Origin of the sequence: Micromonospora sp. C31, from assembly GCF_018070575.1 — a bacterium.
Taxonomy (GTDB): domain Bacteria; phylum Actinomycetota; class Actinomycetes; order Mycobacteriales; family Micromonosporaceae; genus Micromonospora.
On sequence record NZ_JAGPXN010000001.1, the window covers coordinates 601,156 to 627,429 of the forward strand.

21 protein-coding genes and 4 tRNA genes are annotated in these 26,274 nt (G+C 69.4%); 2 read left to right on the top strand and 23 right to left on the bottom strand.

From position 1 onward, the window contains the following. Positions 1–96: 96 nt before the first annotated feature. From KBX06_RS02795 to KBX06_RS02885, 19 genes are all read right to left on the bottom strand, one after another. Positions 97–3,984 (bottom strand): DNA-directed RNA polymerase subunit beta', encoded by a 3,888-nt coding sequence (locus tag KBX06_RS02795; RefSeq protein ID WP_210832549.1) that lies wholly within the window; start codon positions 3,982–3,984, stop codon positions 97–99. Positions 3,985–4,064: 80 nt separating this feature from the next. Further along, positions 4,065–7,496: a DNA-directed RNA polymerase subunit beta gene (locus KBX06_RS02800; protein ID WP_210832550.1), complete on the bottom strand. Its 3,432-nt coding sequence runs from the start codon at positions 7,494–7,496 to the stop codon at positions 4,065–4,067. A 567-nt stretch (positions 7,497–8,063) separates the two neighbouring features. After that, positions 8,064–8,453: a 50S ribosomal protein L7/L12 gene (gene rplL / locus KBX06_RS02805; RefSeq protein ID WP_210832551.1), complete on the bottom strand. Its 390-nt coding sequence runs from the start codon at positions 8,451–8,453 to the stop codon at positions 8,064–8,066. 54 nt (positions 8,454–8,507) lie between these two features. Then, a complete protein-coding gene (gene rplJ / locus KBX06_RS02810; RefSeq protein WP_210832552.1) occupies positions 8,508–9,053 on the bottom strand; it encodes a 50S ribosomal protein L10 in 546 nt (181 codons plus the stop codon). Between the two features lie 306 nt (positions 9,054–9,359). After that, positions 9,360–9,563: a hypothetical protein gene (locus KBX06_RS27570; protein WP_247684988.1), complete on the bottom strand. Its 204-nt coding sequence runs from the start codon at positions 9,561–9,563 to the stop codon at positions 9,360–9,362. A gap of 209 nt (positions 9,564–9,772) precedes the next feature. Continuing rightward, entirely contained in the window at positions 9,773–10,489 is a 717-nt protein-coding gene (rplA, locus tag KBX06_RS02820) for a 50S ribosomal protein L1 (protein ID WP_210832553.1), read from the bottom strand. Positions 10,490–10,569: 80 nt separating this feature from the next. After that, a complete protein-coding gene (gene rplK / locus KBX06_RS02825; RefSeq protein ID WP_210832554.1) occupies positions 10,570–11,001 on the bottom strand; it encodes a 50S ribosomal protein L11 in 432 nt (143 codons plus the stop codon). 184 nt (positions 11,002–11,185) lie between these two features. Beyond that, positions 11,186–11,908 (bottom strand): transcription termination/antitermination protein NusG, encoded by a 723-nt coding sequence (gene nusG / locus KBX06_RS02830; protein ID WP_210832555.1) that lies wholly within the window; start codon positions 11,906–11,908, stop codon positions 11,186–11,188. A 38-nt stretch (positions 11,909–11,946) separates the two neighbouring features. Then, positions 11,947–12,339 (bottom strand): preprotein translocase subunit SecE, encoded by a 393-nt coding sequence (secE, locus tag KBX06_RS02835; protein ID WP_210832556.1) that lies wholly within the window; start codon positions 12,337–12,339, stop codon positions 11,947–11,949. Between the two features lie 214 nt (positions 12,340–12,553). Then, a tRNA-Trp gene (locus KBX06_RS02840) sits at positions 12,554–12,626 on the bottom strand. Positions 12,627–12,754: 128 nt separating this feature from the next. Continuing rightward, positions 12,755–13,147, bottom strand: a complete 393-nt coding sequence (locus KBX06_RS02845) for a MaoC family dehydratase (RefSeq protein WP_210832557.1) — start codon at positions 13,145–13,147, stop codon at positions 12,755–12,757. 1 nt (position 13,148) lies between these two features. After that, positions 13,149–13,595 carry a MaoC family dehydratase N-terminal domain-containing protein gene (locus tag KBX06_RS02850; RefSeq protein WP_210832558.1) on the bottom strand — a complete coding sequence of 149 codons (447 nt, stop codon included), beginning with the start codon at positions 13,593–13,595 and terminating at the stop codon, positions 13,149–13,151. Between the two features lie 125 nt (positions 13,596–13,720). After that, positions 13,721–13,888: a 50S ribosomal protein L33 gene (gene rpmG / locus KBX06_RS02855; RefSeq protein WP_013288652.1), complete on the bottom strand. Its 168-nt coding sequence runs from the start codon at positions 13,886–13,888 to the stop codon at positions 13,721–13,723. A 132-nt stretch (positions 13,889–14,020) separates the two neighbouring features. Continuing rightward, positions 14,021–14,093: transfer RNA gene (locus KBX06_RS02860), tRNA-Met, on the bottom strand. A 25-nt stretch (positions 14,094–14,118) separates the two neighbouring features. After that, positions 14,119–14,191: transfer RNA gene (locus KBX06_RS02865), tRNA-Thr, on the bottom strand. 96 nt (positions 14,192–14,287) lie between these two features. Then, on the bottom strand, positions 14,288–16,816 hold the full coding sequence (locus KBX06_RS02870; protein ID WP_210832559.1) for a bifunctional diguanylate cyclase/phosphodiesterase: 2,529 nt from the start codon (positions 16,814–16,816) through the stop codon (positions 14,288–14,290). Between the two features lie 959 nt (positions 16,817–17,775). Next, entirely contained in the window at positions 17,776–17,997 is a 222-nt protein-coding gene (locus KBX06_RS02875) for a hypothetical protein (protein WP_210832560.1), read from the bottom strand. A gap of 276 nt (positions 17,998–18,273) precedes the next feature. Further along, positions 18,274–18,954: a DUF6518 family protein gene (locus KBX06_RS02880; protein ID WP_256442266.1), complete on the bottom strand. Its 681-nt coding sequence runs from the start codon at positions 18,952–18,954 to the stop codon at positions 18,274–18,276. A gap of 106 nt (positions 18,955–19,060) precedes the next feature. Continuing rightward, the gene (locus tag KBX06_RS02885) at positions 19,061–19,570 is read right to left on the bottom strand and encodes a GNAT family N-acetyltransferase (RefSeq protein WP_210832562.1); all 510 of its coding nucleotides are present in this window, start codon (positions 19,568–19,570) and stop codon (positions 19,061–19,063) included. A 624-nt stretch (positions 19,571–20,194) separates the two neighbouring features. Here KBX06_RS02885 and KBX06_RS02890 point away from each other — a divergent pair. Next, a complete protein-coding gene (locus KBX06_RS02890; RefSeq protein WP_210832563.1) occupies positions 20,195–20,923 on the top strand; it encodes a hypothetical protein in 729 nt (242 codons plus the stop codon). A gap of 376 nt (positions 20,924–21,299) precedes the next feature. On the opposite strand, the gene KBX06_RS02895 is transcribed toward KBX06_RS02890, so the two are convergent. Continuing rightward, positions 21,300–21,383, bottom strand: a tRNA-Tyr gene (locus KBX06_RS02895). Positions 21,384–21,531: 148 nt separating this feature from the next. On the opposite strand from KBX06_RS02895, the gene KBX06_RS02900 reads away from it, so the two are divergent. Next, a complete protein-coding gene (locus tag KBX06_RS02900) occupies positions 21,532–22,026 on the top strand; it encodes a YajQ family cyclic di-GMP-binding protein (protein ID WP_210832564.1) in 495 nt (164 codons plus the stop codon). 208 nt (positions 22,027–22,234) lie between these two features. Here KBX06_RS02900 and KBX06_RS02905 read toward each other — a convergent pair whose 3' ends face one another. The 3 genes from KBX06_RS02905 to KBX06_RS02915 all read right to left on the bottom strand — a co-directional run bounded on the left by KBX06_RS02905 (position 22,235) and on the right by KBX06_RS02915 (position 26,153). Next, complete coding sequence (locus KBX06_RS02905; RefSeq protein WP_210832565.1) at positions 22,235–23,494, bottom strand: MFS transporter; 1,260 nt, start codon at positions 23,492–23,494, stop codon at positions 22,235–22,237. Positions 23,495–23,635: 141 nt separating this feature from the next. Continuing rightward, positions 23,636–24,511 carry a zinc metalloprotease HtpX gene (gene htpX / locus KBX06_RS02910; RefSeq protein WP_210832566.1) on the bottom strand — a complete coding sequence of 292 codons (876 nt, stop codon included), beginning with the start codon at positions 24,509–24,511 and terminating at the stop codon, positions 23,636–23,638. A gap of 169 nt (positions 24,512–24,680) precedes the next feature. After that, a complete protein-coding gene (locus KBX06_RS02915; RefSeq protein ID WP_210832567.1) occupies positions 24,681–26,153 on the bottom strand; it encodes an NADH-quinone oxidoreductase subunit N in 1,473 nt (490 codons plus the stop codon). Positions 26,154–26,274 lie beyond the last annotated feature (121 nt).

Sequence of the window (26,274 nt, forward strand, 5' to 3'; positions counted from 1 at the left end):
CCGACCCGCCGCGCCCCGACGCTCGCACGGGCCAGCCCGACCGCGGAACACGGCGAGGCCCCCGGCGCGTGCCGGGGGCCTCGTCGATCGTGCTGCCTAGCGGTACGACCCGAAGTCGAAGTCGTCCAGCGGAACAGCCTGGCCGCTGGCCGGCCCGAAGCCGTAGTCGGTCTCCGGGTAGCCGGTCATCGAGTAGACCTTGGCCTTCGCCTCCTCGGTCGGCTCGACCCGGACGTTGCGGTACTTGCTGATGCCCGTACCGGCCGGGATGAGCTTTCCGATGATCACGTTCTCCTTGAGGCCGACGAGCGAGTCGCTGCGAGAGTTGATCGCCGCGTCGGTCAGCACCCGGGTGGTCTCCTGGAAGGAGGCCGCCGAGAGCCAGGAGTCGGTGGCCAGCGAGGCCTTGGTGATACCCATCAGCACCGGACGCCCAGCGGCGGGCTCGCCGCCCTCGGAGACGAGTCGACGGTTCTCCGACTCGAACAGCGCCCGGTCCACCAGCACGCCCGGCAGGAACTCGGTCGAGCCGGAGTCGATGACCGTCACCCGCTTGAGCATCTGGCGAATGATGATCTCGATGTGCTTGTCGTGGATGAGCACACCCTGCGAGCGGTAGACCTCCTGGACCTCACTGGTCAGGTGGACCTGGACCGCCCGCGGACCCATGATCCGCAGCAGCTCGTGCGGATCGATGGTGCCCTCGGTGAGCTTCTCGCCGACCGCGACGTGACCGCCGTCGTGGGTCCGCAGCCGGACCCGCTTGGAGATCTTGTCGTAGACGATCTCGTCGCTGCCGTCGTCCGGCACCACGATGATCTTCCGCGAGCGCTCGCCGTCCTCGATCCGGATCCGACCCGGGGTGTCCGCGATGGGCGCCTTGCCCTTGGGGACCCGGGCCTCGAAGATCTCCTGGACACGGGGCAGACCCTGGGTGATGTCCTCACCCGCGACACCACCGGTGTGGAAGGTACGCATCGTCAGCTGGGTACCCGGCTCACCGATCGACTGGGCGGCGATGATGCCGACCGCCTCGCCGACGTCCACGGTCTTGCCGGTCGGCAGCGAACGGCCGTAGCACGCACCGCAGACGCCCAGCTTCGACTCGCAGGTGAGCACGCTGCGCACCCGGACCGTCTCGGTCCCGGCGGCGACGATCTTGTCGACCAGGATCGAGTTGATGTCCTGACCCCGCTCGGCGACGACGACGCCGTCCGGCCCCTTGATGTCGTCGGCCAGCGTCCGCGCGTGCACGCTGGTCTCGGCGTGCTCGTGCACGACCAGAGTGCCGTCGAGCCGCTCACCGATCTGCATCGGGATGGCGCGGTCGGTGCCGCAGTCCTCCTCGCGGATGATGACGTCCTGCGAGACGTCCACCAGACGACGGGTCAGGTAACCCGAGTCGGCGGTACGCAGAGCGGTGTCCGCGAGACCCTTACGGGCACCGTGCGTGGAGATGAAGTACTCCAGCACGGACAGACCCTCCCGGTAGCTGGCCTTGATCGGCCGCGGGATGATCTCGCCCTTCGGGTTGGCCACCAGACCACGGATCGCCGCGATCTGACGGAGCTGGAGGAGGTTACCGCGGGCACCCGAGTTGATCATCTTCCACAGCGGGTTCTCCTGCGGCAGGGCGGTGTCCATCTCCTTGGCGACCTCGTTGGTCGCCTTGGTCCAGATCTGGATGAGCTCGCCGCGACGCTCCTCCGGGGTCATCAGACCGCGCTGGTACTGCTTGTCGATCTGGTCGGCTTCCTTCTCGTACCGCTGGAGGATCTCCCGCTTGCGCGGCGGGGCGATGACGTCCTCCATGCCGATCGTCACGCCGGACCAGGTGGCCCAGTGGAAGCCGGCCTCCTTGAGCCCGTCCAGGGTGGCGGCCAGCGCCACCTTGGGGAAGCGCTCGGCGAGGTCGTTGACGATCGCGGAGAGCTGACCCTTGCGGATCTCGTAGTTCACGAAGCGGTAGCCCTGCGGCAGCGTCTCGTTGAACAGCACCCGGCCGAGGGTCGTCTCCACGGTCAGCGGCTCACCCTCGACCCAGCCCTCCGGGGCGGTCCACGCCTCGGTGCCGGCGCCGTTGTCGACCCCGACCACGCCACGCAGGCGGATCTTCACCGGGGCCTGGAGGTGCAGCTCGCCGTTGTCGTACGCCATCCGCGCCTCGGCGTCCGAGCTGAACGCCCGGCCCTCGCCCTTCTCGCCCGCGGTCAGGTGGGTGAGGTGGTAGAGGCCGATGACCATGTCCTGGGTGGGCATGGTGACGGGCTTGCCGTCGGCCGGCTTGAGGATGTTGTTCGACGACAGCATCAGGATCCGCGCCTCGGCCTGGGCCTCGGCGGACAGCGGCACGTGCACCGCCATCTGGTCACCGTCGAAGTCGGCGTTGAACGCGGTGCAGACCAGCGGGTGGATCTGGATGGCCTTGCCCTCGACGAGCTGCGGCTCGAAGGCCTGGATGCCCAGGCGGTGCAGGGTCGGCGCCCGGTTCAGCAGGACCGGGTGCTCGCCGATGACCTCTTCCAGCACGTCCCACACGACGGGGCGCTGCCGCTCGACCATCCGCTTGGCGGACTTGATGTTCTGCGCGTGGTTCAGGTCGACCAGCCGCTTCATCACGAACGGCTTGAACAGCTCCAGCGCCATCTGCTTGGGCAGGCCGCACTGGTGCAGCTTGAGCTTCGGGCCGACGACGATGACCGAACGGCCGGAGTAGTCGACGCGCTTGCCCAGCAGGTTCTGCCGGAACCGGCCCTGCTTGCCCTTGAGCATGTCGGACAGCGACTTCAGCGGACGGTTGCCCGGCCCGGTGACCGGCCGGCCGCGACGGCCGTTGTCGAACAGCGCGTCGACGGCCTCCTGGAGCATCCGCTTCTCGTTGTTGACGATGATCTCGGGCGCGCCGAGGTCGATCAGCCGCTTGAGGCGGTTGTTCCGGTTGATCACGCGGCGGTAGAGGTCGTTCAGGTCGGAGGTCGCGAAACGGCCACCGTCGAGCTGCACCATCGGCCGCAGGTCCGGCGGGATGACCGGCACGCAGTCGAGCACCATGCCGAGCGGCGAGTTGCGGGTGTTCAGGAACGCCGCGACGACCTTCAGCCGCTTGAGCGCCCGGATCTTCCGCTGGCCCTTGCCGGAGCGGATGGTCTCGCGCAGGCTCTCGGCCTCGGCGTCGAGGTCCATGTTCTGCACCAGCGCCTTGATGGCCTCGGCGCCCATGCCGCCGGTGAAGTACTCGCCGAACCGGTCCCGCAGCTCGCGGTAGAGCAGTTCGTCGGTGACGAGCTGCTTCGGCTCCAGCTTGCGGAAGGTGTCCAGCACCTCGTCCAGGCGGTCGATCTCGCGCTGGGCCCGGTCGCGGATCTGGCGCATCTCGCGCTCTCCGCCCTCCTTGACCTTGCGCCGGACGTCCGCCTTGGCACCCTCGGCCTCCAGCTCGGCCAGGTCGGCCTCGAGCTTGGTGGCCCGCTTCTCGATCTCCGAGTCGCGGCTGTTCTCGGCCTGCCGCTTCTCGGCCAGGATCTCGTTCTCGATCGTCGAGAGGTCACGGTGACGCGACTCGGCGTCCACGCTCGTCACGACGTACGAGGCGAAGTAGATGATCTTTTCGAGGTCCTTGGGGGCGAGGTCCAGCAGGTAGCCCAGCCGGCTCGGCACGCCCTTGAAGTACCAGATGTGGGTCACCGGCGCGGCGAGCTCGATGTGCCCCATCCGCTCACGGCGAACCTTCGACCGGGTCACCTCGACGCCGCAGCGCTCGCAGATGATGCCCTTGAACCGGACCCGCTTGTACTTACCGCAGTAGCACTCCCAGTCCCGCTGCGGACCGAAGATCTTCTCGCAGAAGAGCCCGTCCTTCTCCGGCTTCAGGGTGCGGTAGTTGATCGTCTCAGGCTTCTTGACCTCACCGTGCGACCACTGACGGATGTCGTCAGCGGTGGCGAGGCCGATGCGCAGCTCGTCGAAGAAGTTGACGTCGAGCACTATGTCCCCTATGTCGTCGTCTGTACTGCTAGCTAGTGGGTGGGGTCGGGAGCCGGCGGGCCGGCTCCCGACCGCTCACCTCAGACCTCTTCGACCGAGCTCGGCTCGCGCCGGGACAGGTCGATGCCCAGCTCCTCCGCGGCGCGGAACACCTCGTCGTCGGTCTCGCGCATCTCCAGGGCCACGCCGTCGCTGGACAGCACCTCGACGTTGAGGCACAGCGACTGCAGCTCCTTGAGCAGCACCTTGAACGACTCCGGGATGCCCGGCTCCGGAATGTTCTCGCCCTTGACGATGGCCTCGTAGACCTTGACCCGGCCGAGGACGTCGTCGGACTTGATCGTCAACAGTTCCTGCAGGGCGTAGGCGGCGCCGTACGCCTGCATCGCCCAGCACTCCATCTCGCCGAAACGCTGGCCACCGAACTGCGCCTTACCACCCAGCGGCTGCTGCGTGATCATGGAGTACGGGCCGGTCGACCGGGCATGGATCTTGTCGTCGACCAGGTGGTTGAGCTTCAGGATGTAGATGTAGCCGACCGCGATCGGGTCCGGCAGCGGCTCACCGGAGCGGCCGTCGAACAGCTGCGCCTTGCCGCTGGAACCGATCAGCTGCTTGCCGTCCCGGTTGGGCAGGGTCGACGACAGCAGGCCGGAGATCTCCTCCTCGCGGGCGCCGTCGAAGACCGGCGTGGCCACGTTGGTGTCCGGCTCCGACTCGTGCGCCTCGATGGAGCGCAGCTGGCGCTTCCACTCGGCGTCGTCGCCGTCGACGCTCCAGCCCGTCTTCGCCACCCAGCCGAGGTGCGTCTCCAGCACCTGGCCGATGTTCATCCGGGAGGGCACACCCAGCGGGTTCAGCACGATGTCGACCGGCGTGCCGTCCTCCAGGAACGGCATGTCCTCGATCGGCAGGATCTTGGAGATGACGCCCTTGTTGCCGTGTCGGCCGGCGAGCTTGTCACCGTCCTGGATCTTCCGCTTCTGGGCGACGTAGACCCGGACCAGCTCGTTGACGCCCGGCGGCAGCTCGTCGCCGTCCTCGCGGGAGAAGGTACGCACCCCGATGACCGTGCCGGTCTCGCCGTGCGGCACCTTCAGCGAGGTGTCGCGGACCTCGCGCGCCTTCTCACCGAAGATCGCGCGGAGCAGCCGCTCCTCCGGGGTCAGCTCGGTCTCACCCTTGGGCGTGACCTTGCCGACCAGGATGTCACCGGGCACGACCTCGGCGCCGATCCGGATGATGCCGCGCTCGTCGAGGTCGGCGAGCATCTCCTCGCTGACGTTCGGGATGTCGCGGGTGATCTCCTCCGGGCCGAGCTTCGTGTCCCGGGCGTCGACCTCGTGCTCCTCGATGTGGATCGAGGTGAGCACGTCCTGCTGCACGAGGCGCTGCGACAGGATGATCGCGTCCTCGTAGTTGTGGCCCTCCCAGCACATGAACGCCACGAGCAGGTTGCGCCCGAGCGCCATCTCGCCCTCGTCCGTGCAGGGACCGTCGGCGATGACCTGGCCGGCCTCGACGCGGTCACCCTCGAAGACGACCGGCTTCTGGTTGACGCAGGAGCCGGCGTTGGAGCGGCGGAACTTGTGCAGCAGGTACGTGCGGCGGTGGCCGTCGTCCTGGTGGATGGTGATGTAGTCGGCGCAGAGGTCCTCGATGACGCCGCCGATCTCGGCGACGACCACGTCGCCGGCGTCGACCGCGGCGCGGTACTCCATGCCGGTGCCGACGAGCGGGGACTCGGCCTTGACCAGCGGCACCGCCTGGCGCTGCATGTTCGCGCCCATCAGCGCCCGGTTGGCGTCGTCGTGCTCGAGGAACGGGATCATCGCGGTCGCGACCGAGGTCATCTGCCGCGGCGACACGTCCATGTAGTCGACGGCGCTCGGCACCACGTCCTCGGTCTCGCCGCCCTTACGGCGGCACAGGACCCGGTCCTCGGCGAACGTGCCGTCGGCCTTCAGCGGCGCGTTGGCCTGCGCCTTGACGAACCGGTCCTCCTCGTCCGCGGTCAGGTAGTCGATCTGGTCGGTGACCCGACCGTCGACGACCTTCCGGTACGGCGTCTCGATGAAGCCGAACGGGTTGACCCGGGCGAAGGTGGACAGCGCACCGATCAGACCGATGTTCGGGCCTTCCGGCGTCTCGATCGGGCACATCCGGCCGTAGTGGGACGGGTGCACGTCGCGGACCTCGAAGCCGGCCCGCTCCCGGGACAGACCGCCCGGGCCGAGCGCGCTCAGCCGGCGCCGGTGGGTCAGGCCCGCCAGCGGGTTGGTCTGGTCCATGAACTGGGACAGCTGCGAGGTGCCGAAGAACTCCTTGATCGCCGCCACCACCGGGCGGATGTTGATCAGGGTCTGCGGCGTGATCGCCTCGACGTCCTGGGTGGTCATCCGCTCGCGGACGACGCGCTCCATCCGGGACAGACCGACCCGGACCTGGTTCTGGATCAGCTCACCCACGGTACGCAGGCGCCGGTTGCCGAAGTGGTCGATGTCGTCGGCCTCGTAGCCGTCCTCACCGGCGTGCAGCCGGCAGAGGTACTCCACGGTGGCGACGATGTCGTCCTCGGTCAGGGTGCCGGTCGTGATCGGCACCTCCAGCTCGAGCTTCTTGTTGAACTTGTAACGACCGACCTTGGCGACGTCGTACCGCTTCGGGTTGAAGAAGAGGTTGTCGAGCAGGGTCTGGGCGTTCTCGCGGGTCGGCGGCTCGCCAGGGCGGAGCTTGCGGTAGATGTCGAGCAACGCCTCGTCCGCGCCGGCGATGTGGTCCTTCTCGAGCGTGGTCATCATCAGCTCGGACCAGCCGAACCGCTCGCGGATGCGCTCGGCGGACCAACCGACGGCCTTGAGCAGGACCGTGACGGCCTGCCGGCGCTTGCGGTCGATGCGGACGCCGACCGTGTCGCGCTTGTCGATGTCGAACTCGAGCCAGGCGCCCCGGCTGGGGATGACCTTGACGCTGGTGAGGTCGCGGTCGGAGGTCTTGTCCGGCTGCTTGTCGAAGTAGACGCCCGGGGACCGGACGAGCTGGCTCACCACGACGCGCTCGGTGCCGTTGATGATGAAGGTGCCCTTCGGCGTCATCATCGGGAAGTCGCCCATGAACACCGTCTGGCTCTTGATTTCGCCAGTGGTGTTGTTGGTGAACTCCGCGGTCACGAACAGCGGGGCGCAGTAGGTCAGGTCCTTCTCCTTGCACTCCTCGATCGAGGCCTTGACCTCGTCGAAGCGCGGAGCCGAGAAGGAGAGCGACATGGTGCCGGAGAAGTCCTCAATGGGACTGATCTCGTCGAGGATCTCCGCGAGACCCGAGCGTGCGTGCGGGTCGTCCGCCGACCGGCCCTGCCAACCCTCGTTGCCGACGAGCCAGTCGAAGGACTCGTTCTGGATGGCGAGGAGGTTGGGGACCTCGAGGTGTTCGGTGATCCTGCCGAATGAAACTCGGCGGGGAGCGAATGCGCTCGACGTACGACTGGTCTTCGCAGGGCGGGAAGCTGCCAAGATGCGTCCTTCCGAGGACCGGTGCTGCAGAACGGCTGGTACGCGTGCACTCCAATGACCCCACCAGAAATATCCGTAAACGGACATTTCCGAGCAGGGGTCAAGTCGGAAGGCAGCGCAAACTAGCAGTGTAGCCGAGAGGCTAACCGCTGTCCAGCCCAACCCGCAGGTCGTCGCGGAACGTGCCTCGGGCCCCTCGAACGGGGTCTCACCGGGCCGCTCGGAACGCGACGTTCCTGCCGGGCCGCTCAGGTGCGGCGGCCGATGGTGTCGCCGCTGCCATTACCCAAGTGGTGGCCGTTGCAAGCGCGGAAGGTCTTGCTGTGTCAGCGTGCCTGGCTGCCCGGTGCCGCGTCAAGGCCCGGCATCCGGCTCGCCGCTTCTTTCCCACCCACGAGCTACCGCCGGGCGCCGGTCACCGACCGGCTTGGAGCGTCTACGCCCTGCTCACCGCGTCGCCGCCGGATCCACCAACACGGCGGGCGGCGATCCAGTGTCGGATCACCGCCCGCCGTGACGCGTGTGCCCCGGCTCACCCGAGCCGGACGCGCCTGGTGGTACGTCAGGTCACTTGAGGGTGACCTTGGCGCCCTCGCCCTCGAGCTTGGCCTTGGCCTTGTCGGCGGTCTCCTTGTTGGCCTTCTCCAGGACGGCCTTCGGAGCGGCCTCGACCAGGTCCTTGGCCTCCTTGAGGCCCAGGCCGGTCAGCTCGCGCACGACCTTGATGACCTGGATCTTCTTGCCGCCGTCAGCCTCGAGGATGACGTCGAACTCGTCCTTCTCCGGCTCGGCCTCGGCCGGAGCGGCGCCGCCACCCGGGCCGGCAACCATCATCGCGGCCGGAGCGGCGGCGGTGACCTCGAAGGTCTCCTCGAACTGCTTCACGAACTCGGAGAGCTCGATCAGCGTCATCTCCTTGAACGCGTCGAGCAGCTCGTCGGTGCTGAGCTTCGCCATGTCTGGCGTCCTTTCCTGAATCTGTTAGGTAAGAACTGGGTGCGCCGGGGGGCCTCAGGCCGCCTCGGCGCCCTCCTTCTCGCGCTTGTCCTGCAGGGCGGCCGCCAGGCGGGCGGTCTTCGACAGCGGGGCCTGGAACAGGGCCGCGGCCTTGCTCAGGTTGCCCTTCATCGCGCCGGCCAGCTTGGCCAGCAGCACCTCACGGGACTCCAGGTCGGCGAGCTTCGTGACCTCGGCCGCGGTAATGGCCTTGCCCTCGAAGACACCGCCCTTGATGACGAGCTTCGGGTTGGCCTTCGCGAAGTCGCGAAGGCCCTTCGCCGCCTCGACGACGTCGCCCGAAACGAAAGTCAGCGCGGTAGGACCGGTGAACATCTCGTCGAGGCCGGAGATCCCAGCGTCGGTCGCGGCACGCTTCGCGAGCGTGTTCTTCGCGACCGTGTAGCTGGTCTCCTGGCCAAGCGAGCGCCGCAGCTGGGTGAGCTGGGAAACCGTCAGACCGCGGTACTCGGTCAGCACCGTGGCACCCGCGTTGCGGAAGCTCTCGGTCAGCTCAGCGACGGCCGTGGCCTTGTCGGCCCGGATCGGCTTGTCCGCCATGTCCCTCCTCTCTCGTTACTCGAGGCCGGTCACCGTCGTCGGCCGAAGCTTTCGACGGGGGCGGAGGCGCCACGACAACGGGAAAAGCCCCGGCGCAGGGCGCACGGGGCGAGGGCCGGCACACGGACACGGTCGGCGGACCATGTTCAGCACCGATTTTCGCTTACCGCCCTGCGCGGGTCGCCCGTAGTCGCGGGACCTTCGACCGTGCCGGGGCACGGTGACCAGCGGTCTCTGGGTGGAACTTCGCGGCCCAGGTTACGCGAGGACCCTCGCGACCACCAAATCGCCCCCCGGTGCGCCGCGTCACAACACGCCGGGCACCTCGCGCCCGGCCCTCGACGGCGCCGGGCGGCACCGCCGGTCATGGCCGACCCCGCCGAGCGCGAGCACCGCGACGCCGTGGCCGGCGCTGCCCGTCGTGGCGCGGCTCGCCAGCGCCCCGAGCGCGACCGCTGCGGGTACGGCCAGCAGGCGCGCCCACAACCCGATGGCGACGCCCACCGGCACCGACCGGTCACCCGGCTGAACCGGGCCGGCGCCCCGCCGACCAGCCACGGCAGGACCAGTGCGACGGTCACCGTGGCGAGCCCGGCCACGCCGGCCGCCAGCAGCCCGGCCAGCCGCTCTCCAAGACGCACCGGTCGAGCACATGCCGCAGCCGACACGGAACGGGGCGCCGCCACGAGGTGGCGACGCCCCGTCACGGGTACGCGGGCTCAGCCCTCGGCCGAGGCCTCCTGCAGGTTCTTCACCACGTTGGGGTCCACCGGGACGCCCGGGCCCATGGTGGTGGTGAGGGTGACCTTCTTGAGGTACTTGCCCTTCGCGGCGGACGGCTTGGCCCGCAGGACCTCGTCGAGGACCGCCGCGTAGTTGTCGATCAGCTGGGACTCGGAGAACGAGGCCTTGCCGATGATCAGGTGCAGGTTGGAGTGCTTGTCCACCCGGAAGGTGATCTTACCGCCCTTGATGTCCGAGACGGCCTTGGTGACGTCCATGGTCACCGTGCCGGTCTTCGGGTTCGGCATGAGACCGCGCGGGCCCAGGATCCGCGCGATCCGGCCGATCTTGGCCATCTGGTCCGGCGTGGCGATCGCCGCGTCGAAGTCGAGCCAACCGCCCTGGATGCGGGCGACCAGCTCGTCGGTGCCCACCTCGTCCGCACCGGCGGCGGTGGCCTCCTCGGCCTTCGCGCCGGCGGCGAAGACGATCACGCGGGCGGTCTTACCGGTGCCGTGCGGCAGGTTGACCACGCCACGGACCATCTGGTCCGCCTTGCGGGGGTCGACGCCGAGGCGCATGGCGACCTCGACCGTGGCGTCGAACTTGGCGGAGGTGGTGTCCTTGGCCAGCTTCACGGCCTCGGCGGGGGTGTAGAGCTTCGACCGGTCGATGACCTCGGCGGCCTTGCGGTAGCTCTTGCTGCGCTGCATGTTCTGCGTACTCCTGTGGTCTATGGCGGGCCGCGGGGTCCGCGTGCCCTCCCACGAACTGGATCTGGCGGTGACCGAGGTCAGTCGTTGACGACGATGCCCATCGACCGGGCGGTGCCGGCGATGATCTTCGCAGCCTGGTCGATGTCGTTGGCGTTGAGGTCGACCATCTTCTTCTCGGCGATCTCACGCACCTGGGCCTGCGACACGGAGCCGACCTTGTCCTTCTGCGGGACGCCCGAGCCCTTCTCCACACCGGCGGCCTTGAGCAGCAGCCGGGCGGCGGGCGGGGTCTTGAGGACGAAGGTGAAGCTGCGGTCCTCGTAGACGCTGATCTCGGCGGGGACGATGTCGCCCCGCTGGGTCTCGGTCTGCGCGTTGTAGGACTTGCAGAACTCCATGATGTTCACGCCGTGCTGACCGAGCGCGGGGCCGACCGGCGGCGCCGGCGTGGCCTGGCCCGCCTTCAGCTGAAGCGTGAACGTCTTGACGAGCTTCTTCTTCGGAGGCATGTCTCTTCCTGGGGCTTGAAACTGGGAAAGGTGCCGGCCGCGGGCGCGCACGGTCAGCGCGATGCGACAACGGCGACGTTCTAGAGTAGCGCAGCCCCCCGCCGCCGCCTGCGCCGAGGTCCGGCAAGCTGGCGGAACGGGTACGCCGGCGGCGGGCCGCTGCCCACCGCCGGCGCTCCGGACGTCAGATCTTGGCGACCTGGTTGAAGTTCAGCTCCACCGGCGTCTCGCGGCCGAAGATCGACACCAGCACCTTGAGCTTCTGCTGGTCGGCGTTGATCTCACTGATCGTCGCCGGCAGCGAGGCGAAGGCGCCGTCGGTGACGGTGACCGAGTCGCCGACCTCGAAGTCGAGGACCCTGATCTCGGGCTTGGCCTTCTTCTGCTCGGTCTCGACCGCCGGCGCCAGCCACTTCAGCACCTCGTCGAGGGAGAGCGGCGCCGGACGGTCGGCCCGGTCCGTCGCGCCCACGAAACCGGTGACGCCCGGCGTGTTGCGCACGCAGGAGTAGGACTCGGCGGTCAGCTCCATCCGGACCAGGATGTAGCCCGGGAAGACCTTCGCCTGGATCTGCGACCGCTTCCCGTTCTTGACCTCGACCTCTTCCCGGGTCGGCACCTCGACCTGGTAGATGTAGTCCTCCATGTCGAGGCTCGTGATCCGGGTCTCGAGGTTGGTCTTGACCTTGTTCTCGTAGCCGGCGTACGAGTGCACCACGTACCAGTCGCCCGGCGCGTAGCGCAGCTTCTGCCGCAGCTCGGCGACCGGGTCGTAGTCCTCGTCCGGCGCGGGCTCGGTGGTGGGGAACTCCGGCTCGCTGGCGGCCTCGACCGACTCGTCACCAGCCGCCGTCGCCACCGTGGACTGCTCGTCCGTGGTCTCGGCGGTCTCGTCGTACTCAGGCACGCTCGCTCACTTCCGTCACTATCGGCTCAGTCGGCCGGTCAGCTGGGGTTGCCGAAGACCCACAGCACGCCCTTCGCGAAGGCGAAGTCAAGGCCGGCCACGATCGTCAGCATCACCGCGACGAAGACGACCACCACGGCCGTGTAGGTCAGCAGTTCCTTGCGGGTCGGCCAGATGACCTTACGCAGTTCCGCCACGACCTCGCGGATGAATCGGGCGATGCGGCCGAACAGCCCCACCCGGTCCGACTCCGCCTTGGTCTTCGGACGGCTGTCCGCCGAATCCGCCTTCGCCCGCGACCGCGTCGCGGTGCCGCCGCGGGAGACCGGCTCCTCGGCGTCGGTGGCGTCGTCGTCGGCCACGTCGTCGACGACCTCGTCGTGCAGACGGTCGTCGCCGGCGTCCTCGCCGCGCCGCTTCTTGTCGGCCACTTCGCCCTCCGTCGCGGGATGTCGGGGTCGCACGCTGTCGGGCGTGCGCGGCGCTTGGTCACGCCGGCCGGACCAACCGTCCCGCGACGGGCCGCGGCCGGCGGATCAGCCAGGAGGGCCCGAATGCCTCGGAGCCACCCCGCCGATGCCACCACCACGGGCCGGACGCCGCCGTACGGCGGCGCGACCCACGGGAACGGTCAGGCCTGAGGCGCAGGGGTGACAGGACTTGAACCTGCAGCCTGCGGTTTTGGAGACCGCTGCTCTGCCAATTGAGCTACACCCCTGTGCGGCAATGCTCACCCAGCCCGGTCACGCACAACCGTGCAGGGGTTACTTGCCCCACGGCGGACCAGTGTACGGGTAGCGGCACGACTTTCCCAACCGGTCTGCCCCTCGCGCGTCGAGAGCCTGGTCAGCGAGCCGTCCGGACGGTCGCCCGAGCCTGCGACAGCACCTTCTCGCCCCCGCAGACGGCGGTCACGTCGAGCCTGGTCAAGCCGTCCTCGGTGACCTCGCGGACCTTTGCCGTCACCTCGATCTCGGTGCCCTCGTCGTCGTCCGGGACGACCACCGGTCGGGTGAAGCGGACGTTGTAGTCGACGATCGCGTCGGGCGCCCCCGCCCACTCCGCCACCGCGCGACCGACCAGTGCCATCGTGAACATGCCGTGGGCGATCACGCCCGGCAGACCCACCTTCGTGGCGGTCCGGTCGCTCCAGTGGATCGGGTTGAAGTCGCCCGAGGCGCCGGCGTAGCGAATCAGGTCCGCCCGCGTCACCCGGAACGTCCTGGCTGGCAGCTCCATCTCAGCCCTCCCCACGTACGACGAGCTTCGACCAGACCGTCACCACCGGCTCGCCGGCCGCGGTGGCGACCTCGGTGCGGGTGGTCAGGAAGCCGTGCCCGCCGCGGCTGCTGACGTCGTCGATGACGCTGACGCACACCAACTCGTCCCCCGCCACCACCGGACGGGTGTAGGCGAAGCGCTGGTCGCCGTGGACGACGCGGCTGTAGTCGACGCCGAGGTCCGGGTCGTCGATGATCTGCTGGCTGGCCGCCAGGGTGAGCACGATGGGAAAGGTCGGCGGGGCGACCACGTCCTGGTGGCCGAGCGCGCGGGCGGCAGCCGGATCGTGGTGGGCCGGATCGGCGGCGCCGATCGCCGAGGCGAACTCGCGGATCTTTTCTCTGCCCACCTGGTAGGGGGCGGTCGGCGGGTACGTCCGGCCGACGAAGGACGGGTCCAGGGACATGCCGCGAACCTACACGTATACGCCGAACGCCGATCCGTACGGTCGGCGGCGGCCGGAGCCGCGCCGTCCCTACGGACCGGCGATCGGGAAGTGCCTGAGGACCGGGCCGGCGGAGCCGCCGTGGGTCAGCGGGTCTCGCGGTGGACCGTGTGCTTGCCGTCCCGCGGGCAGAACTTCTTCAGCTCGATGCGGTCGGGGTCGTTACGACGGTTCTTGCGCGTGATGTAGTTGCGCTCCTTGCACTCCACACACGCCAAAGTGATCTTCGGCCGGACATCGGTCGCCTTCGCCACGGCGGAGTGCCTTCCTCGCTACGGGTAACAACTACGACGCATCAGCCTACGAGCTGACGGCGCGGACATGCAAAGTGGGCGCCTGTGGCGCCCATCCCACCGACCGCCGGGAGCTGGCCCGGTGGACGAGAGTAGCGGTGGCCGGACTTGAACCGGCGACACAGCGATTATGAGCCGCTTGCTCTGCCATCTGAGCTACACCGCCGTGGCGGGTCCAGCCGGACCCTCTGAGCCCCCTTACGGAATCGAACCGTAGACCTTCTCCTTACCATGGAGACGCTCTGCCGACTGAGCTAAGGGGGCCTGCGCGATCTCCCCGGGGGGTGACGCGCAGGGGATACATTACACGGCCACGCGGCGGAGATGAAATCGGATCCCCCACCGGGGCGTTTCCGCAGATCAGGGCACGGCCCGCAGCCGGGGCAGCTCCCCCGGGGAGATCGTCTCCGGGTCCACCTGGGCGCCGAACCAGGCCTCCAGCCGCTCGTACGGCAGTGGGCGGCTGAACAGGAAGCCCTGGCCGATCTCGCAGCCGATGTCCTGGAGCAACTCCAGGGTCAGCTCGCTCTCCACGCCCTCGGCGACCACGGCCAGACCGAACTGCTGGGAGAGCGTGACCACCGCGTTGACGATCGCCAGGTCGCCCGGGTCCGTCGCCATGCCCTGCACGAAGGAACGGTCGACCTTCACCTCGTGCACCGGCAGCCGTCGCAGGTGGGCCAGGGACGAGTCGCCGGTGCCGAAGTCGTCCACCGACAGCCGTACGCCGAGGTCCCGCAGCCGCCGCAGGGTCGGGATGGGCCGGTCGGTGCCGTCCAGCACCCCGGCCTCCTTGATCTCCAGCGTGAGCAGTTGCGGCAGCACGCCGTACTCGTCGAGCAGCTCCCCGACGCGGGCCGGGAAGTGCTGGTCGGTCAGCGTACGGGCGGAGAGGTTGACCGCGACGGCGAGCGGCTGGCCGGCGTGCGTCCAGTCCCGGCTGTGCCGTAGCCCCTCACGGAGCACGAACTCGGTGAACCGGCCGAGCTGACCGGTGTGCTCGGCCACCGCCACGAAGTCCTCCGGGGCGACCGTGCCGTGCGCCGGGTGCTCCCACCGGGCCAGGCACTCGACGCCGACCAGCCGGCGGTCGCGCAGCGTCACCTTGGGCTGGAAGTAGACCTCCAGCTCGTCGGCGTCGAGCGCGCGCCGCAGGTCACCGGCGAGGCCGAGCCGCCGCAGGGACCGCGACTCCAGCGCCGGGCTGAACAGCTGCACGCTCCCCGGCACGGACTTGGCCGCCGTCGCCGCCAGGTCCACCCGCTGCAGCAGGGACGCGGCGTCGCTGCCGTGGTCGGGGTGCAGGGCGACACCGACCGCCGTGTCCACGTCGAGGGTGAGCGCGTCGAAGACCATTTCGTCGCGGATCTGCTCGCGCAGCTGCGCCGCCAGCTCCACCGCCGCCTCGGCACTCTCCAACCGCAGCGTCACGAGGAACTCGTCCCCGCCGGCCCGCCCGACCAGCGCCGACGAGGGTACGCAGGCACGCAGCCGGTTGGCCACCTCCACCAGGACCTTGTCGCCGGCGGCGTGCCCGAGCGACTCGTTGACCTGGCGCAGCCGGTCGACGTCGAACAGCAGCAGGGCCACCACCTCGCCCGGTGCCCGGATCTTGACGGCCTCCTCCAGCGCGCCCGTGATCCGCCGCCGGTTGGGCAGCCTGGTCAGCGTGTCGTGGCTGGCGTCGTGGCGGAGCCGGTCGACCAGCCGCGAGTTCTCCAACGCCACCGCCGCGTGCGCCGCCACCGTCTCGAAGAGAGGCACGTCGGTACGGACGAAGTGGTTGCTGTCCCCCAGCCGGTTGGCCACCTCAAGCGTCCCGATCACCGCCTGACCGGACCGCAGGGGCAGGACGATGACGTCCTTGACCCGGTGCGTCGAGAGCGGGGCGCGCAGGTCGCCGTCGGTCGTCAGTCCTCGACCGACGGCCACGGTGCGGCCCTCGTCCCGGGCCCGTTCCCGCAGGGCGGCCGGGGTCTTGGCGAAGTCGAGCAGACCGGGGGCGTCGTTGCGGGCGGTCAGCAGCACCTCGGGGTGCCGGCCCTGGGCGGGCAGCCAGAGCGTGGCGTACTCCGCCTGCATGAGCGCCCGCACACGGCCCAGGAGGGCGTCGGGCAGCGTGCCGTACTCGCCGCTCTCGCTCACCGCGCGGCTCAGCTCGTACATGTCGGTCAGGGTGCGGTGCTGGCGGAAGAACTGCGCGTAGGCCCGGTAGACGAGGGCCAGCGCGACGAGGAGGGCCCCCAGCAGCAGCAGCGACCACCAGGTGGCCGCGATGAGAATGAGGATGATCATCCCGCTGGCGATGTTGATCATCGCCGCCAGGAGCGCGGGCGGCGACTGCCGGAGCGCGCCTCGGCCGGCCTGCCAGCCCTGCAACAACGTGTGCACGCCGGCGACCGAGGCGAGACTCAACAGGTTCACCATGCTGGCCGCGAGGGACAGCTTGAGCCAGGTGGCCGGGCCGACGCCCTCGACGGGCGGCATCGCCTCGAGCACGAGGACGGCCAGCGACGAGCCCGCGGCCGCCCGGCCCACGTTGAACCAGAACTTCGTCGCACCGAACCGGTGCCGAAGGTGGGTCGCCGCCGACGCGACCGTGTAGATCACGACGACCGTGAGCGGTTCGACCAGGTAGAAGGCCAGGACCAGCGGGATCTCGGTCAGGGTCACGCCGAGGGACTGCCGCCGGACGGTGAAGTTCAGCACCGGGAGCCCGGCGGCCACCATCGCCACGAGGAGTGGCAGCGCGAGCGACCACTCCCCGAACGGCTGCGGCGCGACCAGGCCGACCACCGTCGTGCAGACGATGGCGATCAGGGCCAACGGCCCGGTGATCAGCCACGCGTGTTCAGTCGAGCGGGGGCCGGTGGGGCCACGACCCGCCATCCCGTGCCCCCTTACCGGCCCGCCGGTCTCACGTCATCGAGCGGTGGTTGCTCAGCGAGGTGCGGGCATGTTCCAGATGATGTCGCCAAGCTGGGAATCTGCGGAGCCCCAGGCGTCACCGACCCAGACGACGCTCGCGAGAGCGGCGAGTGCGAAAAGCGAGCCAAGCAGCCGGCCCAGCCTTCGACCAGACATGTTTGCTCCTGTCGGGGAAGTGTCACGGGGATGGTGGAGGTTCCACGATCGTGCCACAAGGCAGGTACCCAGAAAAGCGGTGCGTGTACCGCCGGACCGAGCGTCGCCGACGTTCCGCCGTTCGGCCCAGGGGCCGCCCCGACCGAGCCCTGATCACAGGGCTGAGTGGGCATCGTGCACTTCGCACATTGCGGAATGCGACCTTCCAGGCAAACAGGGAAAGGTCCGGGAGTCCAGACGTACCCACCTTCACCATGGGTGACCCCGCGCTCAGGGGCAACTCGACCAGACATCGACCACCATACTCGTTCTGCGCCAGCACGCCAGGGCTTCTGACGACGGAGCGACGAACTTCGTACCGCACGTCTCGGGGCCGACCCGGTTCACCCGGCGCGGGTCGTCGTCGCCGGCGGGGCACCGTCGGGTCGACCGGCTGCGGTCGTCGGGTGGAAGGCGAGGCCCTCGGTGCTGCTCAGCCGCAAGGACATCCCTGGTCGCCAGCGCCGAACGGGGCGAGCACGAGCTGCGCGCCGCGCCCTGCCGCCTGGGCGGTGCAGCGCTCGACGTCGTCGACCGACAGGTAGAGAGCGACGTGCGCGGGCAGTACGTAAGCAACGGGTCGACCTGATCGAGGCTGCCGGCTGCCGCGCCAGTCCAGCCCCCCAGACTGGTTGCCCCGGCCTACCTCCCGTAGCCAGCGAGACGCCAGCCCAATGCCCTCAGCCGTTCGCTAGCCGCACGGCCCCACGCCGGGCACCGCCCGCTCAGTCACGAGTCCTGGCCCTGCGCCTGTCCGCGTCCGCGATAGCGTGCCGCACGGCCAGCCGGATCACCAGATAGAGGACCGCAAGTCCGATTGCCCAGCTGACGAGGACTGCCACCAGTTGCTCGGGCGGGGTATCGAACATCATGGCCCGCAGCCTATAGACCTCGCCCACCCCCGGCCCCCCGTCGATCTCGGTGACAGTGTGTGACACAGCCAGCATCGAGCGGACTGTAGCGGGGCTGAGCAAGACTCACGGAAGCGGCCCCTGACCGGCGTTCGCGCTGGTCAGAGGCCGCTTGCACTCCTGATGGCGGGTAGAGATCCGAACCTCTGCAGCTTTCGTGATGGATTCACAGGGCATTCTTGATCTTGACTGAGGCACAGTCACTGAGCTGCCGTTTCTGTCTTCCAGCCGCCCACCATCTGCCACGGATGGAACCTTGCCCCAGGACGCCGCTCGCGACTACAGCGTCATCCGAACCGACTCGATGAGATGTCAACTCGCGATGCTCGCCACCGCCGACACCGCGGCGGCCATCAAGAAGGCCCGCAGGGAGACCTGTGGCCGGCAGAGGCGCAACGCAACGAGCGTGCCTGCTGCCGCAAGGAGAAGTTGCACCGCTGCCGACCCCAGCCTCGTCCAAACGAAGGAATCCATGGGGCCGACCCAGACGAACGCGATGTAGAGAACGGTGTAGGCCGCCTCCCCGGCAAGCAGCCCGAGCGCTACGCCGAGAGCAGTCCCGGCGTTGCGGGTAGTGCCCGCCCTGAAGACGTGGGCGAGGTAGCCAAGCACCAATCCGCCAAACAACGAACCAACCAGCCAGAAGGCCGACGCGCGCATGATGGAGCCGAGCCCGTCCGGTGGTGGCGCCGAACCGCTGAGCCACTGCCGGCTCAGCCAGGCAACGAGGCCGTAGTAGGTCAGCGTCGCCAGGGCGAGGGTGCCGACCCCAGTGACAAGAGCTGATCGGCAGGTCGGGGCGTAGTAGCCCACGGCGAGCGCCACCACGGCCCAGCCGAAACCCGAGCTGAAGGCCGGCACGAGGAACCTGCCCACAGCTTCCGGCACGAGGTCGGCAGTGAATGCGGCCATCCCCAGGGCGACTCCCGCGAGAACCGGGGGAAGCACCTCACGCCGCACCGACCGTCTGCCGAGGCTCCTCAACTCCGTCATTCGGGCACCGCTTGACAAACAAGGCTCACTCTTGCGCTCTCATCCGCGCTACCTGCGGGAGCTAGCCGTCGCCCGACGCCTACGCGTGCCCGCGCCCACCACCTACTCATGCCCCGGACGCTGCCTGCGGACGGTCGATCGCGTACATCACCTGACGCGCGGCGAACTCCTCGAACGTGTCGACCCGCACCATGCCGAGGGCTTCCAGGAGGCGAACCGATCGGACGTTCGCCTCCTGGGCGACAGCGATCAGCCGGGGCGCGTCCGGGAACCGGTCGAAGGCCAGACCGATGGCTGCGGCGGACGCTTCCCGGGCGTATCCGCGCCCCCACCACTCCGGCAGGAAGACGTACGACAGTTCCAGATCACCCGTCCGGTATCGGCCGAGGTGACACCAGCCGACGAACTCCCCGGAACTCCTTGTCACCATCAGCCCGCCCGTGTGGTCACCCACCCGCCGCTCGGCCACCACCTCGTCAGACACCGGGCCGCCGAGGTGACGCCGCATCACCGGGTCCTGCCACATCCGCTCAAGCACCGACAGGTCGTGCGACCGGACCTCCCGCAGGACGAGGCGTTCCGTCCTGGCCAGCGCCTCATCCCGCTCGGTACTCATCGCGTCATCCTCCATCAGCCCCTCGCTCACCCGAGGGCGTCGCCGATCGTGTCGTTCATGGTGTCGTCTCCTCCGTCGATGCAGTTGGCATAGACCCGGAGCACGGCGACGCCGTGGCCCAGGCGCCGGGCGACCTCGGCCGGCGGGACGCCAGCAGTCAGCCAGCGCGACGCCGCCGCGTGCCGCAGGTCGTAGGCCGACGCACGAGGGGCGAAGCGACCTACGATTCGGTCAGCGCCCTCTCCCGAGCGAGCTTCCGACACCGGTCGTGGACCGACTCGGAGAGCGGCCCGCCGTGCAGGCCACGCGGTACGGCCGGCGCTCTGGACAGGACGACCTCGGGCGAGGAAGGCCAGCGACGGCACGGCGACGGACGGTTCGACCTCCGCCACCTGGTCTGCTCGTCGTAGTCCTCCACCCCACTTACCGACTCGGGCAGCAAGGCGTACCCCGCCGGGAACGCGTCCTCGAACCGCGCGGCGAAAGCGCCTGCCTCCTTGCAGAGGCATCGCCCGACCTTCGACTTGTCAGCGTGTCTGCCAAGTTGCGGTCCAGCGAAGGGCACCGATGAGGACCGCGCGACGCTAAGTTGTGTGGTCTGTCGCGTGTGGAGTGAGGTCGAACGTGAGCGATCGTGACAAGCCATCCCGGGGCCGCCTCCGTCAGCACCTCGGCAGCGGGGAATGGGCTGGTATCGGGGCCGTCGTTGGGCTTCTCAGCGCTCTTGTCGCCCTGCTTGCGTGGCTCTTCCCGGTCCGGGATGACCAAGGAACCGCAACCCCATCTCAGCCGACCATCATCTCCACCGACAGCCCGATCCCCCCAACCACACAGAGCGCGAACAAGAGCACGCCCACACCTTCTGCAATTTCGGGCGACAGCAACACGTCATCCGATCCGGCGGGGGCGCCGAAGCGAGAAGTAACGCACAGCAGCGGTAGTCCCCGTTTTCAGAACATGGATGAGTACGGCATCAATGACGGGCGGAACGTCAATTACTGGGAGATGGACGAGAACAAGAAGCGCCATACCGGGCACGACGATACGGATCTTGTGCTTGGCGCCAACTTCCTCGGTGGAGCCAATGGAACAGTGTTCGCCTCCTTGGCGAACGGCACGCCATCTCTTGAAAGGTGTTCTCAAATCGACGGAACCGCCTGGACACCGCAAGTTCCGGCATCTCAGATGAAGGCGGGCTTCTCTCTGTGCGTACGCACCAGCGAAGGCCGCCAGGGCAAGCTGGAAATATCGAAAGTATTCATGTGCGAGAAATACCTCAGAGATGAGGGCGAACGTGAGCGCTTCAGAGGAGACATATGCGTGCTGGAGGTCAGCTTTGTAGTTTGGGAGTGACAAGTCGACACTCCCGGCGGAGATTCGGGTCGCAGCGGTGTGCGATCTGATCTTCAGCTACAGATTCAACGCTGCATCGGACTTCCTCCCGTACCCGCGCAGTGGCGGGCCAGCGAGAGCGGCGAGGCTTCAGAAGGTCGGTTCCCGCAGCGGCAACGGAATATATCGGCCACAAAGGCATTCGACGACAGGTCCGCCATAGCCACGCGCTGACGCCGCGCGGCATCCACCCGTTGGCGGCGTCGGGCGACACGGCGAACCAAGATCATCTGTTGCCGCGCACAGCCGCAGAGCACCAGATCGGGCTGGACCCGCCGCACTGGACGAGAACGGCCCCGGAGCGCGTTTCCGCAGCTCACGGGGCCGTTCGTGCTCCTGGTGGCGGGTAGAGGATTCGAACCTCTGTAGCTTTCGCGACGGATTTACAGTCCGCTCCCATTGGCCGCTCGGGCAACCCGCCAGGGCACCCCACCGCGTCGTAACGCGGCAGCGGAAGCAAGGATAGCGGCTCCCCCCGGCACCAACGCAACCGGGTACCGTCAGGGGGTCGTACCGCTGGTCAGCGGGGGACGAAGGACCACAGACCGCCGGACAGCAGGAGCATGAGCATGGCAGCGAACCCGTCGTTCGACATCGTGAGCAAGGTCGACCGTCAGGAGGTCGACAACGCTCTCCGCCAGGCGGAGAAGGAGCTCGCGACGCGGTTCGACTTCCGGGGCACCGGCGCCGAGATCTCCTGGTCGGGCGAGGAGGCCATCAGCCTCCAGGCGGAGACCGAGGAGCGGGTGCGGGCGGCGCTGGAGGTCTTCAAGGAGAAGGTGATCAAGCGGAACATCTCGCTGAAGTCGCTGGACGCCGGCGATCCTAGGTCGTCGGGCAAGATCTTCAAGATCGACTGCAAGGTGATCCAGGGCATCGACTCGGACAAGGCCAAGGCGATCAGCAAGAAGATCCGCGACGAGGGCCCGAAGGGCGTGCAGGCCCAGATCCAGGGCGACCAGCTTCGGGTCACCGGCAAGAAGAGGGACGACCTCCAGGCCGTCATCGCGCTGCTCAAGACCGAGGACTTCGGCGTCGCCCTCCAGTTCACCAACTACCGCTGACGCGCGCCTGGTCGGCCCTGCCACGACAGGGCCGACCAGGGCGTTCAGCGACCGCCGGAGAAGCCGGTCAGCGGGAGAAGACGAGCAGCAGCACCACCGTCAGGATCACGCTGATGAGCAGGGAGCCGAGGCAGCCCACCCGGTTCGAGAAGAAGACGAACATGACCGGGTGTACCCCGCCAACGCGGCGGGAACCTCGTGGGCGCTGTCAGGCGGGCAGCAGCTCCTCGGTGCGTACCGCCGTGGCCTCCGCACGGGCGATGGGCCCGGCGGGCAGGGCCGCGACGCCGGCCCCGACGGCGACCGCGGCCCCCGCGAAGACGAACGCCCAGGGCACCCCGCCGCCGTGGTCGACGATCAGGCCGGCCACCGCGCCGCCGGCGGCGCTGGCTCCGACGGACATGGTCACCACCCAGGTGTACGCCTCGTTCAGCATGCTGGTCGGGGAGACCCGGCCGACCAGGGTGTTCTCCAGGGTGAGCGCGGGCGCGATCGTGGCGCCCCCGATCACCAGGGCGGTGCCCAGCGCCACCGGGGTGGGCATCACCGCGAAGACGGCGAAGCTGGCGGCGACCGCGCCGAGCAGCAGCGAGAACTGCCGGGTCATGTTCCGGGCCGGCCTGCGGACGCCGAACCAGAAACCGCCCACGGCGCTGCCGACGCCCCAGACGGCCAGCAGCACCCCGGCGAGGCTGTCGGGGTCGTCGGAGGTGTAGGCGGTCGCGAACGCCGGTACGGTCACGCCGGCCGCGCCGAAGGCGATGCCGAGGCTGGCCACGCAGAGCAGCAGTGCCGGGAAGCCGGGCACGCGCAGCGGGCCGAGTCCCCTGGTCTGGTTCTCGCGCGGGTGCGGCCGCCAGCCGCGCATCACCCGGCCGAGGGCCACCGCGATGGTGCCGACCAGGGTCACCACGGCCGCGCCGATCAGGGCGGCCCCGGCGTCGGCGAACAGGATGAAGCCGGCGACCAGCAGCGGCCCGAGCACGAAGACGATCTCGAAGAGGGTGGTCTCGGCGGCGAGGGCGGTGTTGCGCAGATGCCACCGGCCGGACGCCGGCGAGGTCAGGTCGTTCCAGGCGCCGCGGATCGCGGCGGTCAGCGGCGGGTAGGTGGCCCCGGCGACCCCGGAGGCCACGAAGACGAGCGTCAGGCTGCCGGCGTCGGAGCGGGCGGACCAGAGCAGCCCGAGCAGGGCGAACGGGTGGGCGACGGCGGTGCCGACGAGCACCGGCGTGGGGCCGACGCGGTCGGCGATCCGGCCGGCGACGGGGCTGAGCGCGGCACCGGACAGGGCGTAGATGCCCCCGGCGACGGCAGCCAGCGAGTAGCGGCCGGTGACCTCCTCGACGACCAGCAGCAGCGCCAGCGGCGTCATGCCGATCCCGAGCCTGCCGAGGATGCCGGTGAGCAGCAGCATCGGCGCTCCGGGGATCCGCCAGACGCCCAGGTACTGGCGCAGTGCGGCCACGGTCGACCTCCAGGAATGTAACGAGCGGGGAACCTTCCGACCCTAACGCCGTCGACGGCGCGAGAGGAACGGTTAACGCGCTCACACGGCGTTCCGCCCGTGTCCGGCGGACCGGACACGGGCGGAGAGGTGATCAGCGCCTCAGCGCTGGAACTGCACGGGGCCGCTGTTCGCGGCCATCCGCTCCAGCCGGGCGACCCGCTCCTCCATCTTGGGGTGGGTGGAGAAGAGCGCCGCCACGCCGCCGCCTCTGAACGGGTTGGCGATCATCAGGTGGGCGGTGCTGGTGAGCTGCCGCTGGGCCGGCAGCGGCCGGCGCTGGGCGCCCATGTGGATCTTCTTCAGGGCGCTGGCCAGGGCCAGCGGGTCCTTCGTGAGCCGGGCGCCGGAGGCGTCCGCCTGGAACTCCCGGCTGCGACTGATCGCCAGTTGGATCACGGTGGCCGCGATCGGGCCCAGGATGATGGTGAGCAGCAGCACGGCCGGGTTCGGGGAGTCCTCGTCGTCGCCACCGCCCAGCGGGATGAACCAGGCGATGTTCGCCAGCATGGTGATGATGCCGGCCAGACCGGCCGCCACGCTGGAGATGAGGATGTCCCGGTTGTAGACGTGCGACAGCTCGTGCCCGATGACGCCCCGCAGCTCACGGTAGTCGAGGATCTCCGTGATCCCCTGGGTGACGCAGACGGCCGCGTGCTGCGGGTTGCGCCCGGTGGCGAACGCGTTGGGCTGCGACGTCGGGCTCACGTACAGGCGGGGCATCGGTTGCCCGGCCTCGGTGGCCAGCTCGCGGACCATCCGGTACAGCTCGGGGAACTGTGCCTCGCTGACCGGTTGCGCCCGCATCGAGCGCAGCGCGAGCTTGTCGGAGTAGAAGTAGGTGACACCGTTCATGACCAGTGAGACGACGACGGCGATGACCAGGCCGCCACTGCCGCCGAACCAGTAGCCCACCGCCAGGATCAGCGACGTGAGCAGGCCGAGCAGCGCGGCGGTCTTCAGACGGTTGTGGTGCACGATCACTCCTTCGGTGCAACACGGAACGCGCGGGATCCGCTGACCGGTGCAACAACCCCGGTACCCGTCAACCATCCGTCTCATGGCTGTGAGTTGCCTGGGATGTCCGGAGTGCCCCCAGGGACTACCGCCCCGGACAACGGGAAGACCGCCCGACGCAACCGCCGCGTCAGCGGGCGGCGAGGTCCAGCACGAGCTGCGGGGCGAAGCCCAGCACCAGCGCCGCCGCCGTCGTCACGGCCAGCACCACCCCGACCGTCCGGGCCCGCACGGCGACCACGGCCGGGGCGCCGGCCGGCGCGGCCCAGAGGGCTGCGGTGAGGCGCAGGTAGTAGGCGAGGCCGATCACCGCGTTCAAGGCCACCACCACGGCGAGCCAGCCCGCGCCGCCGTCCAGCAGCGAACGGACCACGGTCACCTTCGCGAAGAGGCCGACCAGGCCCGGCGGCAGGCCGGCGAGCCCGACCAGCGCCAGCCCGAGCGCCGCCGCCCGCCACGGGTGTCGCCGGGCCGCCCCGCGCAGGTCGTCGACCGTGCCGCCGTCCGCGCCCGCCGGACGCAGCGCCACCACGGCCGCGAAGGCCGCCAGTTCCAGCACCACGAAGAAGACGGCGTACGTGACGGCGGCCGCGTACGCGGCGGTGCGGGCGTCGGCGGCGCGACCGGCGGTCAGCGCCAGCGCGCCGAGCGGGGCGAGGATGTAGCCGGCCTGGGCCACCGAGGACCAGGCGAGCAGCCGGACCGTACGCCGCTGGCGCAGCGCCACCAGGTTGCCGACGGTCATCGTCAGCACCGCGAGCAGGGCGAGCACCGGGCCGGTCACGTCGGCCGGCAGCGCGTACTGGACGACGGCGAGCAGGGCCACCACGCCGCCCAGCTTGGAGGCGGTGGACAGGTACGCCGCCACCGGCAGCGGCGCGCCGTCGTAGGTGGCCGGCGCCCAGGCGTGGAACGGCACCGCCGCCACCTTGAACGCCAGCCCCAGCACCACCAGCGCCACGGCGGCGGTGGTGAGCGGCAGGTCCAGCAGGTCGGGCCGGTCGGCGAGGATCGCGCCGATCCGGCCCAGGTGCAGCCCGCCGGTGGCCGCGTAGAGCAGCGCCGCCCCGAGCAGCGTCAGCGTGGTGGCGACCACGCTCACCACGAAGAACGTGACGGCCGCCTCGGCGCTGGCCAGACTGCCGCGGCGCAGCCCGACGAGGACGTACAGCGGAAGGGTGAGCGTCTCCAGCGCCACGATCAGGGTGATCAGGTCGCCGGCCGCGCCGAGCACCACGCCGCCCGTCATCGAGCAGGCGAGCAGGAAGCAGTACTCCCCCGTCGGCGACTGCCCCGCCCGCAGCAGCGGACCGGACAACACGAGCACGCCGAGGGTGAGCAGGGCGACGACGCCGGCCACCAGGGCGGCCCGGCCACCGAAGACGTACGAGCAGTCGGGGCCGACGCAGAACGTCCGGCGCTCGCCCCCGGCGCCGACCAGGACCGCGCCGAGCGCCGTGGCCGCCGCGCCGACGGCGGCCGTCGCCAGCGTGACCCGGCCCCGGGCCACCAGCAGGTCGGCCAGCAGCACCAGCACGGCCGTGCCGGCCGCCAGGTACGCCGGAAGGAGCGCCACGTTGTCGACGCTCTGCACCACGCTCATGCCGGCACTCCGCTCCGCTGCGTGCCGTCATGAGGCACCAAAGCGCTGAGCCCCATGATTCGCTCGCTCCGCACGCTGAGCCCCATGATTCGCTCGCTCCGCACGCTCATGCCGATGTCCC

Excerpts from the sequence above, each read along its gene's own strand:
- rplL (WP_210832551.1), bottom strand. The coding sequence starts at position 8,453 with ATGGCGAAGCTCAGCACCGACGAGCTGCTCGACGCGTTCAAGGAGATG.
- rplJ (WP_210832552.1), bottom strand. The coding sequence starts at position 9,053 with ATGGCGGACAAGCCGATCCGGGCCGACAAGGCCACGGCCGTCGCTGAG.
- rplA (WP_210832553.1), bottom strand. The coding sequence starts at position 10,489 with ATGCAGCGCAGCAAGAGCTACCGCAAGGCCGCCGAGGTCATCGACCGG.
- rplK (WP_210832554.1), bottom strand. The coding sequence starts at position 11,001 with ATGCCTCCGAAGAAGAAGCTCGTCAAGACGTTCACGCTTCAGCTGAAG.
- KBX06_RS02845 (WP_210832557.1), bottom strand. The coding sequence starts at position 13,147 with ATGGAGCTGCCAGCCAGGACGTTCCGGGTGACGCGGGCGGACCTGATT.
- KBX06_RS02850 (WP_210832558.1), bottom strand. The coding sequence starts at position 13,595 with ATGTCCCTGGACCCGTCCTTCGTCGGCCGGACGTACCCGCCGACCGCC.
- KBX06_RS02870 (WP_210832559.1), bottom strand. The coding sequence starts at position 16,816 with ATGGCGGGTCGTGGCCCCACCGGCCCCCGCTCGACTGAACACGCGTGG.
- KBX06_RS02875 (WP_210832560.1), bottom strand. The coding sequence starts at position 17,997 with ATGCTGGCTGTGTCACACACTGTCACCGAGATCGACGGGGGGCCGGGG.
- KBX06_RS02880 (WP_256442266.1), bottom strand. The coding sequence starts at position 18,954 with ATGACGGAGTTGAGGAGCCTCGGCAGACGGTCGGTGCGGCGTGAGGTG.
- KBX06_RS02885 (WP_210832562.1), bottom strand. The coding sequence starts at position 19,570 with ATGAGTACCGAGCGGGATGAGGCGCTGGCCAGGACGGAACGCCTCGTC.
- KBX06_RS02900 (WP_210832564.1), top strand. The coding sequence starts at position 21,532 with ATGGCAGCGAACCCGTCGTTCGACATCGTGAGCAAGGTCGACCGTCAG.
- KBX06_RS02915 (WP_210832567.1), bottom strand. The coding sequence starts at position 26,153 with ATGAGCGTGGTGCAGAGCGTCGACAACGTGGCGCTCCTTCCGGCGTAC.